Source organism: Vibrio sp. 378 (genome assembly GCF_033339435.1).
This window is the reverse complement of the sequence record NZ_JAWOUO010000006.1, coordinates 66,714-82,686: the sequence shown is the minus strand read 5'-3', so window position 1 is coordinate 82,686 and position 15,973 is coordinate 66,714. Positions and strand designations below refer to the sequence as shown.

14 protein-coding genes and 4 tRNA genes are annotated in these 15,973 nt (G+C 45.7%); 1 reads left to right on the top strand and 17 read right to left on the bottom strand.

Going from position 1 to position 15,973, the window contains the following annotated elements:
* From R7Q48_RS12825 to pncC, 10 genes are all read right to left on the bottom strand, one after another.
* Nucleotides 1-73 (bottom strand) — tRNA-Arg (locus R7Q48_RS12825).
* 86 nt (nucleotides 74-159) lie between these two features.
* Nucleotides 160-251 (bottom strand) — tRNA-Ser (locus R7Q48_RS12820).
* Nucleotides 252-280: 29 nt separating this feature from the next.
* A tRNA-Arg gene (locus R7Q48_RS12815) sits at nucleotides 281-357 on the bottom strand.
* 31 nt (nucleotides 358-388) lie between these two features.
* A tRNA-Ser gene (locus R7Q48_RS12810) sits at nucleotides 389-480 on the bottom strand.
* Between the two features lie 334 nt (nucleotides 481-814).
* Nucleotides 815-1,012, bottom strand: a complete 198-nt coding sequence (gene csrA / locus R7Q48_RS12805; protein WP_004415691.1) for a carbon storage regulator CsrA — start codon at nucleotides 1,010-1,012, stop codon at nucleotides 815-817.
* A gap of 92 nt (nucleotides 1,013-1,104) precedes the next feature.
* Entirely contained in the window at nucleotides 1,105-2,292 is a 1,188-nt protein-coding gene (locus R7Q48_RS12800; RefSeq protein ID WP_005383803.1) for an aspartate kinase, read from the bottom strand.
* Nucleotides 2,293-2,504: 212 nt separating this feature from the next.
* Complete coding sequence (gene alaS / locus R7Q48_RS12795; protein ID WP_053350718.1) at nucleotides 2,505-5,087, bottom strand: alanine--tRNA ligase; 2,583 nt, start codon at nucleotides 5,085-5,087, stop codon at nucleotides 2,505-2,507.
* 142 nt (nucleotides 5,088-5,229) lie between these two features.
* The gene (gene recX / locus R7Q48_RS12790) at nucleotides 5,230-5,697 is read right to left on the bottom strand and encodes a recombination regulator RecX (protein WP_256903004.1); all 468 of its coding nucleotides are present in this window, start codon (nucleotides 5,695-5,697) and stop codon (nucleotides 5,230-5,232) included.
* 127 nt (nucleotides 5,698-5,824) lie between these two features.
* Nucleotides 5,825-6,868, bottom strand: a complete 1,044-nt coding sequence (recA, locus tag R7Q48_RS12785; protein WP_005380874.1) for a recombinase RecA — start codon at nucleotides 6,866-6,868, stop codon at nucleotides 5,825-5,827.
* A gap of 200 nt (nucleotides 6,869-7,068) precedes the next feature.
* Nucleotides 7,069-7,551: a nicotinamide-nucleotide amidase gene (pncC, locus tag R7Q48_RS12780; protein WP_005383794.1), complete on the bottom strand. Its 483-nt coding sequence runs from the start codon at nucleotides 7,549-7,551 to the stop codon at nucleotides 7,069-7,071.
* 84 nt (nucleotides 7,552-7,635) lie between these two features.
* Here pncC and mutS point away from each other — a divergent pair, with 84 nt between their 5' ends.
* The gene (mutS, locus tag R7Q48_RS12775; RefSeq protein WP_033907432.1) at nucleotides 7,636-10,197 is read left to right on the top strand and encodes a DNA mismatch repair protein MutS; all 2,562 of its coding nucleotides are present in this window, start codon (nucleotides 7,636-7,638) and stop codon (nucleotides 10,195-10,197) included.
* An 82-nt stretch (nucleotides 10,198-10,279) separates the two neighbouring features.
* On the opposite strand, the gene rpoS is transcribed toward mutS, so the two are convergent.
* The 7 genes from rpoS to ispD all read right to left on the bottom strand — a co-directional run bounded on the left by rpoS (nucleotide 10,280) and on the right by ispD (nucleotide 15,973).
* Nucleotides 10,280-11,266 (bottom strand): RNA polymerase sigma factor RpoS, encoded by a 987-nt coding sequence (gene rpoS, locus R7Q48_RS12770; RefSeq protein ID WP_005380887.1) that lies wholly within the window; start codon nucleotides 11,264-11,266, stop codon nucleotides 10,280-10,282.
* An 80-nt stretch (nucleotides 11,267-11,346) separates the two neighbouring features.
* Nucleotides 11,347-12,270 (bottom strand): peptidoglycan DD-metalloendopeptidase family protein, encoded by a 924-nt coding sequence (locus tag R7Q48_RS12765; RefSeq protein ID WP_017633546.1) that lies wholly within the window; start codon nucleotides 12,268-12,270, stop codon nucleotides 11,347-11,349.
* Nucleotides 12,271-12,283: 13 nt separating this feature from the next.
* Entirely contained in the window at nucleotides 12,284-12,910 is a 627-nt protein-coding gene (locus R7Q48_RS12760; protein ID WP_005380892.1) for a protein-L-isoaspartate(D-aspartate) O-methyltransferase, read from the bottom strand.
* Nucleotides 12,910-13,686 carry a 5'/3'-nucleotidase SurE gene (surE, locus tag R7Q48_RS12755; RefSeq protein ID WP_005380894.1) on the bottom strand — a complete coding sequence of 259 codons (777 nt, stop codon included), beginning with the start codon at nucleotides 13,684-13,686 and terminating at the stop codon, nucleotides 12,910-12,912. The genes R7Q48_RS12760 and surE overlap by 1 nt, the downstream gene beginning before the upstream one ends.
* Nucleotides 13,686-14,729 carry a tRNA pseudouridine(13) synthase TruD gene (gene truD / locus R7Q48_RS12750; RefSeq protein WP_256903003.1) on the bottom strand — a complete coding sequence of 348 codons (1,044 nt, stop codon included), beginning with the start codon at nucleotides 14,727-14,729 and terminating at the stop codon, nucleotides 13,686-13,688. The genes surE and truD overlap by 1 nt, the downstream gene beginning before the upstream one ends.
* Nucleotides 14,730-14,774: 45 nt before the next feature.
* The gene (ispF, locus tag R7Q48_RS12745) at nucleotides 14,775-15,251 is read right to left on the bottom strand and encodes a 2-C-methyl-D-erythritol 2,4-cyclodiphosphate synthase (protein ID WP_005380896.1); all 477 of its coding nucleotides are present in this window, start codon (nucleotides 15,249-15,251) and stop codon (nucleotides 14,775-14,777) included.
* A 14-nt stretch (nucleotides 15,252-15,265) separates the two neighbouring features.
* Nucleotides 15,266-15,973 carry a 2-C-methyl-D-erythritol 4-phosphate cytidylyltransferase gene (ispD, locus tag R7Q48_RS12740; protein WP_256903002.1) on the bottom strand — a complete coding sequence of 236 codons (708 nt, stop codon included), beginning with the start codon at nucleotides 15,971-15,973 and terminating at the stop codon, nucleotides 15,266-15,268.

The following is a 15,973-nucleotide window of genomic DNA, read 5'->3' as shown; positions in this document are numbered from 1 at the left end:
GCGTCCTGGAGGATTCGAACCTCCGACCGCCTGGTTCGTAGCCAGGTACTCTATCCAGCTGAGCTAAGGACGCGCAGATCTTCTTGCTAAGAAGTTGTGAAGTAAATCACATTCATTTCTTACGAAACAAAAAAAAAGGCCATCGGGCCAGTCAATGAATGGCGGTGAAGGAGGGATTCGAACCCTCGATACGGGATAAACCGTATACTCCCTTAGCAGGGGAGCGCCTTCAGCCTCTCGGCCACCTCACCGTTTTCATTGTTATATCTCAAAAGAGATATGGCGCGTCCTGGAGGATTCGAACCTCCGACCGCCTGGTTCGTAGCCAGGTACTCTATCCAGCTGAGCTAAGGACGCACTTTTTGTTGATAAATCAACGTTGCAAGAATGGCGGTGAAGGAGGGATTCGAACCCTCGATACGGGATAAACCGTATACTCCCTTAGCAGGGGAGCGCCTTCAGCCTCTCGGCCACCTCACCGTCTTGCGGAGGCACATATTACGTTTTACCGAAAATATGTCAAACACTTTCTTTGAAAAAATCTACGAAACTGGCTTAACCGTTGCTGATTTAATCAAAGTGACTATTAAACGAACTTTACCACTCTATTATGATGAAAAAAAGAGAGTCTTCTCTGAAAAAAAGACATTTATTTTCAAATAACTTTCTGAAGTTCGAATCAACATTATTGATGAATTCACAGCCATACTCAACACAATAGTTTCTGCAAATTTTCAAAAACAGTAAAAACTAAAAAGGCCAACCCTTCGGTTAGCCTTTTTCATTCAAACTAAGCTCTGTAAACAGGAGCGACTTAGTAGTTACCTGAAGCAACGTTGCCATTGCCTTTTTCAGCTTGAATGCGCATGTAGATTTCTTCACGATGAACTGAAACCTCTTTCGGAGCGTTAACGCCGATACGCACTTGGTTACCTTTAACACCTAGTACAGTTACAGTCACTTCATCACCAATCATCAGTGTTTCGCCTACGCGGCGAGTCAAAATTAGCATTCTTTGCTCCTTGAGTAATCTCTAAATTTTCTTGCTACAAAGCTATTATCCAACAAAAGTTATATTTTCGTAAACTACCTTGTTAGCGAAAATCAGCCTAAAAAGGCATGTTTTTGTTGAATGTTTAATGCTTCACTAGACGTAATGTAAGCATCATGCAGAATGTTTGCTGCTGTATCCACACATTCGGGTGCTAAAACTAGCATCATAGTGAGTGCATTCGTTGCGCTGAAATTGATCTCAATATCTCGCTTTGCCAACAAATCGCATGCGTGCTCTACCATTCCATTGGCCTCAAGCCCCACTGCGGTCAACAGGCTTACCACTTCACTATTACGGATTTTGTCGCTGAACACCAGATCGAACTTGGCACATGCATCTTGTTTTATCATGATACCTGCCCGTTCTGTTTCCTCGATCACATTCCAAATGTCGATACCCAACATCTGACATTGTTTTGTAGCACTAGATAAATGTTCTTTATCGACTTCGATTATGGCAAGGTCACGTTGAATGGCTATACCAGAGACGGCTTGATTGCCTAACTCCCCCTTTACCAGACTGCCTTCATTAACATCAAATGTCGAAAGCACGCGCAGTGGCACATTATTCTTCCATGCAAATTGCACTGAAGGTAAATGTAATACTTTCGCGCCTCGGCTTGCCATCGCTTCCATGGAAGGAAAATCGATAACCGCCAATTTTCGCGCGTTTTTCACTACACGTGGGTCACAAGTATAAATACCATCAACGTCGGTAAAGATTTGACACTCATCAGCGCGCAATGCGCCTGCCAGTGCCACTGCGCTCGTATCTGAGCCACCTCGACCTAATGTGGTGATATCCCCGTTCTCATTCACACCTTGAAAGCCTGCAACAATCACGATTTGGTCTTGCTCAAGCAATCCCAGAATTGTTTTAGTATCAATGTGTTTAATCGTTGCGTCATTGTGTTGATTATCCGTCACAATATTCGCCTGTGCTCCGGTAAGCGAGCGTGCAGCATGACCCAATTTATTGAGTGTCATTGCTAACAGTGCCATTGACACTTGCTCACCAGCAGAGAGCAAAACATCAAGTTCTCGAGCTGTAGGCACGCTATCTATCTGTTTAGCGAGGTCCATCAGTCTGTTTGTTTCGCCTGACATTGCAGACACGACAACAACAACTTGATTGCCATCATTTTTCGCCTTAATGATGTGTTCAGCAACTTGGTGGATTCTTTCAATTGAACCCACTGAGGTTCCGCCAAACTTTTGCACGATAAGGGGCTTTTTCACCAGTCTTCACCTTCCCAAGACCGAAGTCTCTTTAGAACTGCTTACATCTTCAGTATTTCCTTTTAGAAAAATTATATAAGCAGTAGTTACAACAAAAACCAAATAGCCTAAATGACTCGGTTAACTTTTGGTCAATTAAACCACTTGGCTGCTAAAAAAAATTACGCTCAATCAAAGAAACTTGATTGAGCGTAATTTTAGTAGTTAAAAGCTTATAAGCGCTCTTCTAACCAAGGCTGAACTGTTTTAATTGCCTCTGGTAGTGCGGCTACATCAGTACCACCAGCTTGAGCCATGTCAGGACGACCACCGCCCTTACCACCGACTTGCTCAGCAATCATCTTAACTAGATCACCAGCTTTTACTTTACCAGTTAGATCTTTAGTCACACCAGCAATCAGGCCAACCTTGTCACCTGTTACGTTGGCAAGCAGTACGACACCAGACCCCATTTGGTTCTTGATGTCATCAACCATAGTGCGTAGGTTCTTGCTGTCAGCGCCTTCAAGAGCTGCGACTAGAACTTTTGTACCATTGACTTCAACCGCTTTGCCCATGATGTTAGCGCTTTCTGCTGCTGCCATCTTATCTTTTAGCTTCTGCACTTCTTTCTCTAGCGCTTTTGCTTTCTGTGCAGATTCTGCCAGTTTCTCTTCATACTTCGCGTTTTGAGCTTCAATCGCGTCTAATGCAGCCTCGCCTGTTACCGCCTCAATACGTCGAATACCTGCAGCAATGCCGCTTTCTGAAGTGATTTTGAATAGGCCAATATCACCTGTGCTTGATGCGTGAATACCACCGCAAAGCTCTGTCGAGAAGTCACCCATAGACAGTACGCGTACTTCGTCATCGTACTTCTCACCAAACAGTGCCATTGCGCCTTTCTTCTTAGCAGACTCAATGTCCATCACGTTGGTTTCAATCGTGTGGTTGCGACGAATTTGCGCGTTAACTAGACGCTCAACTTCTTTCAGTTCTGCTGCAGTTACGGCTTCTAGGTGTGAGAAGTCGAAACGTAGGTTGTCTGCCTTCACCAATGAGCCTTTCTGCGTTACGTGCTCACCTAAAACTTGGCGTAGTGCTGCGTGTAGCAAGTGCGTTGCTGAGTGGTTTAGAGAGATAGCTGCGCGACGCTCTGCGTCAACGATAGTTGCTACTTCATCACCTTTCGCTAGAACGCCTTCTGCCATTACACCGTGGTGCGCGATTGCGTTACCTAGTTTTTGAGTGTCCTCAACGCGGAATACACCAGACTCAGTACGGATTTCACCAGCGTCACCACACTGACCGCCTGACTCTGCGTAGAATGGTGTTTCACCAAGTACGATGATTGCTTTGTCGCCCGCAGATAGCGAATCTACTTCGTTGCCTTCAACGAACATCGCTGCTACAGAACTAGAGCCTTTAGTACCTGTGTAACCACAGAATTCTGTTTGCGTATCAACTTTGATTGCTGCGTTGTAGTCAGTACCAAAGTTACCCGCTTCACGCGCACGTTGACGCTGCTCTTCCATCGCTTTCTCAAAACCTTCTTCGTCGATTGCGAACTCACGCTCACGTGCAACGTCGTTAGTTAAGTCAGCTGGGAAGCCGTAAGTGTCGTAAAGTTTAAATACGGTTTCGCCGTCCAGTACTTTACCGTCTAGGTTATCTAATGCTTCGTTTAGAATCGCCATACCGCGCTCAAGTGTACGACCAAAGTTTTCTTCTTCGATACGCAGTACTTTTTCAACCACAGCTTGTTGACGCTTCAGCTCTTCACCAGCCGTACCCATGATGTCTGCCAGTACGCTAACCAACTTGTGGAAGAATGCACCTTGTGCGCCCAGCTTGTTACCGTGACGAACTGCGCGACGGATGATACGGCGTAATACGTAACCACGACCTTCGTTTGAAGGCATAACGCCATCCACGATCAGGAATGAACATGAACGGATGTGGTCAGCGATAACGCGTAGTGATTGGTTTGATAGGTCTTCGTAACCGATCACTTCTGCTGCTGCTTTGATAAGAGCTTGGAATACATCAATTTCGTAGTTTGAGTGAACGCCCTGCATGATTGCAGAGATACGCTCGATACCCATACCAGTATCTACCGATGGTTTGGGTAGCGGTTCCATAGTGCCGTCTGCGTGACGATTGAACTGCATGAATACGTTGTTCCAGATCTCGATGAAACGGTCACCATCTTCTTCAGGCGTGCCAGGACGGCCACCCCAGATGTGCTCACCGTGATCGTAGAAGATTTCAGTACATGGACCACAGGGGCCAGTGTCGCCCATTTGCCAGAAGTTATCAGACTCGTACGGCTTGCCGCCTTCTTTATCACCAATGCGAACAATACGATCAGCGGGCACGCCAACTTTCTTGTTCCAGATGTCAAACGCTTCGTCATCGGTTTCGTAAACAGTTACCAATAAACGATCCGCTGGCAGTTTAAGAACTTCGGTTAGGAATTCCCAAGCAAAGGAGATCGCATCTTCTTTGAAGTAATCGCCAAAGCTGAAGTTGCCTAACATTTCAAAGAATGTGTGGTGACGAGCAGTAAAGCCAACATTTTCTAGGTCGTTATGTTTACCACCAGCACGTACGCAACGCTGAGCCGTAGTCGCTCGAGTGTAGGCTCGTTTTTCTAAGCCTAAGAAACAATCTTTAAATTGGTTCATACCTGCGTTTGTGAACAGCAGGGTTGGGTCGTTATGTGGAACTAACGATGAACTTTCTACGATTTGGTGTCCTTTGCTCTCAAAGAACTTGAGGAACGCGTTACGAACCTCATCAGTGCTCATGTACATGCAGCTCTTCCTGAAAATAGTCGAGTTAGAATTTTGCCGTATTGTAGATCATGCAAACAGCTGAGACTAGTTTTCTTGAGGAAAAGAGGGAGTAGGAGAAAAAATTTGAAGCAAAACAAAAATCAGTGCGGACGACTGACCGTTAATCTTCGTCCTCAAAGCTCAGCGCGTTGCTGATTTGGTCAAAACTGTAGCCGCGATACTGCAGAAAACGAACTTGTTTTGCGTACTCTTTTTGGTCTTTGGCTTTAACACCTTTGAATTTCTTTTCTGCCGCCTGTTTAGCCAGTTCAAACCAATCTTGCGGCTCTTCAGCCATAGCTTGCTCAATCACCGATTCCACAACACGCTTCTGGTTTAACTCTTGACGAATTCGACGCTCTCCATGTCCTTTGTATACATGCTGTCTAATTTGACTCTTCGCGTAACGTAAATCATCTAAATAGTTATGGTCTAGGCAAAAATTAATTGCGATGTCGATGTCTGATTCTTCATAGCCCTTCATCGATAATTTTTGGTAAAGCTCATACTGACCATGATCGCGACGGCTAAGCAATTGGATAGCAGCCTCTTTGCTCGATAATGTTGGCGCCTGGCGTTTTTGGTACATGATGATCCTAAAAGTATTTTTGCTGTACAGGCTCTCAATGGCCTTTGTGATAATTCGATTTTTGATTTCAATAGATACAACAAAGCCCCGCATTGCAGGGCTTTGTCATTTATTAATCTATGAGAGATTAAAACTCTTCAGCTTGCTCTGGCGCTTCACCAGCTTCAGGCGCTTCCGCAAGTGCTGGCGCTAGCAACATTTCACGAAGTTTTGTATCGATAGTTTTAGCCACTTCAGGATGCTCACGCAGGTAGTTACACGCATTCGCTTTACCTTGACCAATCTTATCGCCATTGTAGCTATACCAAGCACCGGCTTTTTCAACTAACTTGTGCTTCACACCTAGATCGACAAGTTCACCTTCGCGGTTAAAGCCTTGGCCGTACATGATTTGTGTGTTTGCTTCTTTAAATGGTGCTGCAATCTTATTCTTAACAACTTTGATGCGCGTTTCGTTACCTACGACTTCGTCACCTTCTTTGATTGCGCCAGTACGACGGATATCTAGACGAACAGAAGCGTAGAACTTAAGTGCGTTACCACCTGTTGTTGTTTCTGGGTTACCAAACATCACACCAATCTTCATACGGATTTGGTTGATGAAGATACACATACAGTTAGACTGCTTTAGGTTACCCGTTAGCTTACGCATTGCTTGAGAAAGCATACGTGCTTGCAGACCCATGTGGCTATCGCCCATTTCGCCTTCGATTTCTGCTTTCGGTGTTAGTGCTGCAACAGAGTCGACAACCATAACATCGATAGCACCAGAACGTGCAAGTGCGTCACAGATCTCTAGAGCTTGCTCACCTGTGTCTGGCTGAGAAACTAGCAATGCATCGATATCAACGCCAAGTTTCTTCGCGTATACAGGATCTAGAGCATGCTCTGCATCGATAAACGCACACGTTTTGCCTTCACGTTGCGCAGCAGCAATAAGCTCAAGCGTTAATGTTGTTTTACCTGAAGATTCTGGGCCGTAGATTTCTACGATACGACCCATTGGTAGACCACCAGCACCCAAAGCGATATCAAGAGAAAGAGAACCCGTTGAGATGGTTTCTACGTCCATTGCGCGGTTATCACCAAGGCGCATGATAGAGCCTTTACCGAATTGCTTTTCAATTTGACCTAGCGCAGCGGCGAGCGCTTTCTGTTTGTTCTCGTCCATTACTTTCTCCGATTTATTCATCTTCTTTGGGCGACGAATAGTAATTCATTTTTCTTAAGCAGAAGAACTGCTCAGCAATGAAAGTTATTATACTGTTGATTCATACAGTGTCCATACCTGTATGAAAAAAATTTGGCTGACCTAAAGTCATGATTTGCTCTAGCCCTTATCAATGCTGGGCTAAAACAAGTTAAGAAATTCTAGAGCAGATGTTGATACAATTGAGTCAGCGCGTGCTCGACCGCTTTTTTGCGAACTTCTGCACGGTCACCAGAGAAATGCATGGTTTCGACTTGCTGCCAACTTTGGTTATCAGCAAAAGCAAAGCAGACCATGCCGACTGGTTTCTCTTCACTGCCACCACCCGGCCCTGCAATACCACTGATGGACACACCGATGGTGGCATTTGAGTTTTTAATTGCACCCTGTACCATTTCAATCACAACTGGCTCACTCACTGCACCATGCGCTTCTAACGTTGAAGCTTGCACACCAAGCATCTCCATTTTCGCTTCATTACTGTAGGTGACGAACGCACGGTCAAGCCACGCTGAACTACCAGCAATGTCAGTAATGGCGGTTGCAACACCACCACCTGTGCATGATTCTGCGGTTGTTAAAACATGCCCGTGTTTAGCCAATAATGCGCCTAAATCGGCACTCAATTTTGTTGTTTTTTCCATAGCCAAAATGCCCTTTGTCTCTTTTTACTTGATAGGGATTCACGTATCCTAAGCCGCTACGGAAATAAACAAAAGAACTTACCTGTGAAAGCTGAACAAAAACACACTCCGATGATGCAGCAATACCTCAAGCTAAAGGCTGAGAACCCAGAGATTTTGCTGTTCTACCGCATGGGCGATTTCTACGAACTCTTTTACGATGATGCCAAGCGAGCTTCTCAGCTTCTTGATATTTCATTGACCAAACGTGGTGCGTCTGCAGGTGAACCTATCCCAATGGCGGGTGTGCCATTTCACGCCGTAGAGGGCTACCTGGCAAAACTTGTTCAGCTTGGTGAGTCTGTGGCGATCTGTGAACAGATTGGCGATCCGGCCACCAGCAAGGGCCCGGTAGAACGTAAAGTTGTGCGTATCGTGACACCAGGTACTGTGACGGATGAAGCGCTGCTTTCTGAGCGTGTCGATAACTTAATCGCAGCAATTTACCATCACAACGGTAAGTTCGGTTATGCGACGCTGGATGTCACCTCTGGTCGCTTCCAACTGACAGAACCAGAAACTGAAGAAGCGATGACAGCCGAGCTTCAACGCACTGCACCACGTGAGCTACTGTTCCCAGAAGATTTTGAACCTGTACATTTAATGGCGAGCCGCAATGGTAACCGTCGTCGCCCAGTCTGGGAATTTGAGCTTGATACGGCTAAGCAACAACTCAATCAACAATTTGGCACAAAAGATCTGGTTGGTTTTGGTGTAGAACATGCGTCCTTAGGGTTATGTGCTGCTGGTTGTTTGATCCAGTACGTAAAAGATACTCAACGTACGGCTTTACCTCATATTCGCTCTTTAACGTTTGATCATCAGGATCAATCCGTCATCCTTGATGCTGCTACCCGACGTAATCTGGAAATTACTCAAAATCTAGCAGGCGGAACCGATAACACGCTCGCTGCAGTACTCGACCATTGTGCTACTCCGATGGGCAGCCGAATGCTGAAGCGTTGGTTGCATCAGCCTATGCGTTGCATTGAAACGTTAAACAATCGTCTTGATGCGATTGGTGAGATTAAAGAACAAGCTCTGTTTGCCGATCTTCAACCAACGTTAAAGCAAATTGGTGATATTGAACGTATCTTAGCGCGCCTTGCATTACGCTCTGCTCGCCCTCGCGATATGGCTAGACTTCGCAATGCAATGCAACAGCTACCAGAGCTAGAATCTGTCACCGCTTCTTTGACCCATCCGTACCTAACGAAATTGGCGAAGTATGCAGCTCCGATTGACGAAGTATGTGACCTGTTAGAGCGCGCGATTAAAGAAAATCCGCCGGTTGTTATTCGTGATGGTGGCGTCATCGCTGAAGGCTACAATGCGGAGCTCGATGAATGGCGAAAATTGGCAGATGGTGCAACAGAATATCTTGAGCAGCTTGAGCGAGATGAGCGTGAACGACACGGTATCGATACGCTTAAAGTAGGCTATAACAACGTTCATGGCTTCTTTATCCAAGTAAGCCGTGGCCAGAGCCATTTGGTTCCACCGCATTATGTACGTCGCCAAACACTCAAAAACGCTGAACGCTACATCATCCCAGAGCTTAAGGAACACGAAGACAAAGTACTTAACTCGAAGTCTAAAGCGTTAGCACTTGAGAAACAGTTGTGGGAAGAACTGTTTGATCTATTGATGCCAAACCTTGAGAAGCTGCAAAACCTAGCTTCTGCTCTGTCTCAGCTAGATGTATTACAAAACCTAGCAGAGCGTGCAGATTCGTTAGATTACTGCCGCCCAACGCTTGTGAAAGACGCAGGAATTCACATTCAAGCTGGCCGTCATCCAGTCGTAGAACAAGTAACAACAGAGCCGTTCATCGCGAACCCAATTGAGCTTAACCCAGCCCGTAAGATGTTGATCATCACCGGTCCAAACATGGGTGGTAAATCAACCTACATGCGTCAAACTGCGCTGATTGCATTGATGGCACATATCGGCTCTTATGTACCGGCAGAATCCGCACAGATTGGTTCTTTAGATCGTATATTTACTCGTATTGGTGCATCAGATGATCTTGCATCTGGCCGCTCGACCTTCATGGTAGAAATGACCGAAACAGCCAATATTCTTCACAACGCAACTAAGAACAGTTTGGTGCTAATGGATGAAATCGGACGCGGTACTAGTACTTACGACGGTCTGTCTTTAGCTTGGGCAAGTGCGGAATGGCTCGCAACACAAATTGGTGCGATGACCCTATTTGCAACTCACTACTTCGAATTAACAGAGTTACCGAACCAACTGCCAAACTTAGCGAACGTTCACTTGGATGCCGTAGAGCATGGAGACAGCATTGCCTTTATGCACGCAGTTCAAGAAGGTGCGGCAAGTAAGTCTTACGGCTTGGCTGTTGCGGGCTTAGCTGGCGTACCAAAAACGGTCATCAAAAATGCGCGTAACAAGCTATCTCAGCTAGAGCAACTGGGGCAAAACAGTGACACACCGCGTCCAAGTGCAGTAGATGTGGCTAACCAGTTGAGCCTGATTCCAGAGCCTAGCGAGGTCGAACAAGCTCTGTCAGGTATTGATCCTGACGACTTAACGCCACGCCAAGCTCTTGAAGAGCTGTATCGCTTGAAGAAGATGCTGTAAACAGACTCACACCAACGAGCAAAAAAGAAAAAAGGCTATGGGGAACCATAGCCTTTTGCGTATCTAGTGAAATACGGATTATTTAATCGTCTTCTACGTTAAATAAGTTTTCCATATTCAAACCTTGTTTGATTAGGACTTCACGAAGACGACGTAAACCTTCCACTTGTATTTGACGTACTCGCTCACGTGTCAGACCAATCTCTCGACCAACTTCTTCCAGCGTCGAAGGCTCGTAGCCTAGTAGGCCGAAGCGACGTGCAAGCACTTCTTTCTGTTTCGGATTCAACTCTTCTAACCAATGAATCAACGATGATTTGATGTCGTCATCTTGAGTCGAAACTTCTGGATCAGAGTTGTTTGCATCAGGAATAATATCCAGCAGCGCTTTCTCACCGTCACCACCGATTGGCGTGTCGACAGAGCTAATACGCTCATTAAGGCGTAACATTTTGCTTACGTCTTCGACTGGAATATCTAATTGAGCAGCAATTTCTTCTGCGGTCGGTTCGTGATCGAGCTTTTGAGAAAGTTCACGCGCAGTACGCAGATAAATGTTCAGCTCTTTCACTACGTGGATAGGTAGACGGATCGTGCGAGTTTGGTTCATCAACGCTCGCTCTATCGTTTGTCGGATCCACCATGTTGCGTAAGTAGAGAAACGGAAACCACGTTCTGGGTCGAATTTTTCGACCGCTCGGATCAAGCCGAGGTTACCTTCTTCAATCAGATCGAGTAGTGCTAGACCACGGTTACTGTATCGACGAGAAATCTTAACAACCAAACGTAGGTTACTTTCGATCATACGTTTGCGTGCCGCTTCGTCGCCACGTAGGGCGCGTCTTGCGTAAAGCACTTCTTCTTCGGCAGTAAGTAAAGGTGAGAAGCCAATTTCGCCCAAATACAACTGAGTTGCATCTAAGCTTTTACTGCTCGCGTCAAATTCTTCACGCGCAGTCGCTTTGCTTTCTGTGGATGATGATCTTTCGAGTTCGTTATCAATGGTCTTCACTGACGCATTGTCAAATGCAAACTCTTCAACTTTGGTTACTGTGTTGCTGATACTCATAACGCCTCCCCCTGGCGAGTTAGCAAGACATGACAACTCAATATGTCGCTAAATGATGTCGCAAGTTGTTTTTCAAAGTTTTAAGGCAAATAGCGTTTTGGATTCACTGATTTACCTTGATAGCGAATTTCAAAGTGTAGTTTGACCGACTTTGCACCTGAACTACCCATGGTGGCGATTTTTTGTCCGCTTTTTACGCTTTGTCCTTCTGTGACCAGCAGTTTGTCATTATGTGCGTATGCGCTTAAATAATTGTCGTTATGCTTTACTATAATTAAGTTGCCATAACCTCGTAGCGCATTGCCTGAATAAACGACTGTGCCGGCTGCGGTTGAAACGATAGGTTGACCACGCTGTCCTGCGATGTCGATACCTTTATTTCCCTGTTCTCCCGCCGAAAAGTTCTTGATTACTCTCCCTTTTGTTGGCCACAACCACTTTGAGACTTTATCACTCTTTGCTGTGGTAGTTGGCGCTTTTTGCTTCACTTTTTGGTTATCTTTTGAACCAACATACTCCTTTGTTTTCGATTGTTCAACCTTCTTTGGAGGCTGTTTTTGTACGACTTTAGGCTTAGTCTCTGTAGGTTTTTGACTAGAGTTTTTACTCGAAGGTTTAGGTTTAGAGGCTGTTGATGTTTTCGTCACTGGAGCTGGGGGTGTCGTAACAACAGGAGCCACAACGGGTTCAACTTTTTGACCATATTTAGGGGCGACATATTTCGGAGCCCAAAGTTTTAGCCTCTGTCCTGGGTAGATAGTGTAAGGCTGAGTTAACTCATTGTAACGAACAAGATCATTTACATCTTTATCTGTGACATAAGCTATGAAGTAAAGTGTATCGCCTTTTTTTACCTCATAATAACTCCCTCTGTAACTCCCTCTTTCAAGGCTTGAATAGTCTTTTTTTAGGCTAGAGACAGGTGCAGGGGAATGCGCTGCACAACCAACTAGTCCTGCAGCAAACACAAAGCTAATACCAATATGACGTAGTAACTTATTCACCTATCCCTAACCCTTAAGCTAAATCACCCGCAACCAGAGGTACGAACCGAACCATTTCTACAACGGTAGAGAGATATTCGTCTCCCTTACGCTCTATTTTTAATAACTGTTGTTCCGTATCTCCAACAGGAATGACCATTTTGCCGCCATCTCTTAATTGTGAGAGAAGAGCTTGGGGAATCACTTCAGCGGCAGCGGTAACAATAATAGCATCGAAAGGACCTCTCGCTTCCCAGCCCTGCCACCCATCAGCATGCTTAGTTGAAACATTGTAAATATCCAATTGCTTCAGGCGACGCTTTGCTTCCCATTGCAACGATTTAATTCGCTCAACGGAGTATACATGATCAACAATTTGCGCCAGTACCGCGGTTTGATAACCCGATCCCGTTCCGATTTCCAGAACACGACTCGCCGGCTCTAGCTCAAGCAACTCGGTCATACGCGCAACGATATAAGGCTGAGAAATAGTTTGTCCCTGACCAATTGGTAACGCATTGTTATCATAGGCTTGGTGCATCATCGCTTGAGAAACAAAGCTTTCTCGTGGCAAGCGTTGGATAGCATCCAGAACTCTTTGGTCTTTGATGCCACTGGAGATAAGAAACGCTATCAACCTGTCAGCATGTGGGTTACTCATTACTTCTCTTCCTTTAACCAACTATCCATAGCACGCAGCGACTCGTGAGCGGTGAGATCAACTTGCAGAGGCGTCATTGAAACTCGGCCATGCTCAATTGCATAAAAGTCCGTGCCCTCTCCTGCATCTTGCTCCTTTCCTGGTGGCCCTAACCAATAAATGTCATGGCCTCTCGGATCTTTCTGCTTGATCATATTCTCTGCGTGATGACGTGCACCTAAACGAGTAACTTCAATTTCACCTAAATTCTCTGATGGTAAGTCCGGCACGTTTACGTTCAGTAGACGATTCGTTGGAATCGGCGACGCTAAATGCTGTTGTACAATTTGACGTGCAATTTTAGCGGCGGATTCGAAATGTCGCTTACCCACTAGAGAAAAAGCCACCGACTGAACGCCAAGGAAATGACCTTCCATGGCTGCTGCTACTGTTCCAGAATAAAGAACATCATCACCCAAATTAGCGCCATGGTTGATTCCTGACAGAACAAGATCAGGCAAATCATCTTTCATTAGCTCATTCAGCGCGAAATGCACACAATCCGTGGGCGTGCCTTGCACTGAGTAGATATTTGGGGCAATTTCAGTCACGCGTAATGGTTGTTCTAATGTGAGTGAATTCGAAGCACCTGAACGATTTCGATCAGGTGCGACAATGGTCACTTCAGCGATATCTCTCAACTCATCAGCGAGGGCATGAATCCCTTGAGCATGAACACCATCATCATTGCTGATTAAGACTCTTAAGGGCTTCGGGTTTCGTGAATCCTGTTCCATTAGTATTCTCTTTCTACTTCAACCTCATTAACTAACTCACGAACAATAGAGGTCGCAAAAGATCCCGCATCCAGTGAGAAAGTCAGCGTAATGTTGTTACCTTCAACCGTCCAAGCTAAATCTTTTGGCTTTAGCGCAATATCGCGACGGTCGTGGCGCATGCGATTACCACGAATCAGCGCCATGAGGTCAGGCTCTTCGTCTAAAAACGGTTGCTCTAATGCCAGAGCCTCGGCTTGAGTAGGCAGTGCATTATCGCCAGCAAGCGCAGCGGTAATTGCCGCTTCACCTTGCGCAAATTGCACTTGCAGAGCAGCAATGTTGTTTGCATCAATCAACTGAGTGCCAGAATTCGTCTGCGCAATGTCACCATCAATGAACTTATCAAACACACCATTCTCTAGACGAGCTGAAACGATACGGTTGAAAATCCACGAACGAGCCGCTGATAAATACATACTGCGCTTGTTTTGATTGCGGGTACGAACGTTTTCGCGTCCCCATCGACGTGCTTCTTCAAGGTTGTTGCCATCGTTACCAAAACGCTGACTACCAAAGTAGTTTGGCACGCCAACTTGTTTCACTTTTTCAAGACGTTGCTCTACATCCGCTATATCTGTCACTTCAGACAAAGTAACCACGAACTCGTTCCCTACTAGGTCACCAGGACGCAGTTTTTTATTGTGACGATCTGTTGCAAGGATTTCGATACTTGGGTATTGAGCCAAAAACGCTGAAAAACCTGGCGTTTCACCTTTCGGTAAATGGACACTTAACCACTGTTCCGTCACCGCATGACGGTCTTTAAGACCCGCCCAGCTAACGTCTTTCGACTTAACACCACAGGCTTTCGCTAACTCGTTAGCAACGAAGCTGGTGTTCTCGCCCGTTTTACGGATACGAACCATTAGGTGCTCGCCTTCGCCCGTAAAGGCAAAACCTAAATCTTCGCGAACCTGAAAATGCTCTGGCTGCGCTTTAATTTTTGCCGATGCAACTGGCTTACCCGTTAGGTAAGCCAATGAAGATAAAATGTCTGACATGATGTGTTTCCGCTGATATCACAGCTTAGGGGAGCAAATTGCTAGTTATTGCTTAAACAGAAGTACAACGGCTTCCGTTGCAATGCCTTCTTTGCGTCCAGTAAAACCGAGACGTTCTGTCGTCGTCGCTTTTACGTTAATGTTACTAATGTCGGTTTCTAGGTCTTCGGCTATCGCCGCACACATTGCGTCAATGTGTGGTGCCATTTTAGGCGCTTGTGCCATGATGGTTACATCAGCATTGCCAAGACGGTAGCCTTGCTCTTTAACTCGACGGTAAACGTCTTTCAGTAATTCACGACTGTTTGCGCCTTTCCATTTATCATCCGTATCTGGGAAATGACGACCAATATCGCCGGCAGCAATCGCGCCCAGCAGAGCATCCGTTAACGCATGCAACGCTACATCGCCGTCTGAGTGTGCAATCAAACCTTGCTCATAAGGGATTGCTACACCACCAATAATGACAGGGCCTTCACCACCAAATTTATGTACATCGAAACCATGACCAATTCGAATCATTTTCTATCCTTTCTTTATTCGCCGCGCTCACGGCTTAGATAAAACTCGGCTAACGCAAGGTCTTCTGGCTGAGTGATTTTTATATTGCTCGCATTCCCTTGAACTAAGGCTGGCTTCTCGCCTAACCACTCCAAAGCCGAGGCTTCATCAGTAATAGTTACACCCTGTTCTAATGCGTCAGCCAGTGCTTGAGTAAGCTGCTGAGTTTTAAACATTTGTGGAGTCAGTGCATGCCACAATGCTTCTCTATCTACCGTATGATCGATATCTTGCACTGCGTTTGCTCGCTTCATTGTATCTCTCACAGGAGATGCGAGAATGCCACCCGTTGAGTGGGCGCAGCAAACATCAATCAAACGGTCAATGTCGGATGTTAATACACATGGCCTTGCAGCGTCGTGAACTAATACCCACTCGCTTTCCAGATGCTCATTGACATAGTTTAGCCCTGATAACACAGAGTCTGCTCTTTCTTTACCACCAGCTACACGAATCACATCTGGGTGCTTAGCAACGGACAATTCTGGGTAATATGGGTCGCCGTCAGTAACGGCAACGACAACCTTAGAAATATTTGGGTGAGAAAGCAGTTTCTCTACGGTATGTTCCAGTACCGCTTTACCTTCGATCAATAAATATTGCTTAGGGCGATCTGCCTTCATTCTGCTACCCACACCAGCAGCAGGCACAATTGCGATATGCGATGAGTTCATATCCAACAT

Bases quoted from the DNA above. Each gene is read 5' to 3' on its own strand.
- rpoS (WP_005380887.1), bottom strand. From the start codon at position 11,266: ATGAGTATCAGCAACACAGTAACCAAAGTTGAAGAGTTTGCATTTGAC.
- truD (WP_256903003.1), bottom strand. From the start codon at position 14,729: ATGTCAGACATTTTATCTTCATTGGCTTACCTAACGGGTAAGCCAGTT.
- R7Q48_RS12760 (WP_005380892.1), bottom strand. From the start codon at position 12,910: ATGAGTAACCCACATGCTGACAGGTTGATAGCGTTTCTTATCTCCAGT.
- recX (WP_256903004.1), bottom strand. From the start codon at position 5,697: ATGTACCAAAAACGCCAGGCGCCAACATTATCGAGCAAAGAGGCTGCT.
- alaS (WP_053350718.1), bottom strand. From the start codon at position 5,087: ATGTACATGAGCACTGATGAGGTTCGTAACGCGTTCCTCAAGTTCTTT.
- csrA (WP_004415691.1), bottom strand. From the start codon at position 1,012: ATGCTAATTTTGACTCGCCGCGTAGGCGAAACACTGATGATTGGTGAT.
- ispD (WP_256903002.1), bottom strand. From the start codon at position 15,973: ATGTTGGATATGAACTCATCGCATATCGCAATTGTGCCTGCTGCTGGT.
- pncC (WP_005383794.1), bottom strand. From the start codon at position 7,551: ATGGAAAAAACAACAAAATTGAGTGCCGATTTAGGCGCATTATTGGCT.
- ispF (WP_005380896.1), bottom strand. From the start codon at position 15,251: ATGATTCGAATTGGTCATGGTTTCGATGTACATAAATTTGGTGGTGAA.
- surE (WP_005380894.1), bottom strand. From the start codon at position 13,686: ATGGAACAGGATTCACGAAACCCGAAGCCCTTAAGAGTCTTAATCAGC.
- recA (WP_005380874.1), bottom strand. From the start codon at position 6,868: ATGGACGAGAACAAACAGAAAGCGCTCGCCGCTGCGCTAGGTCAAATT.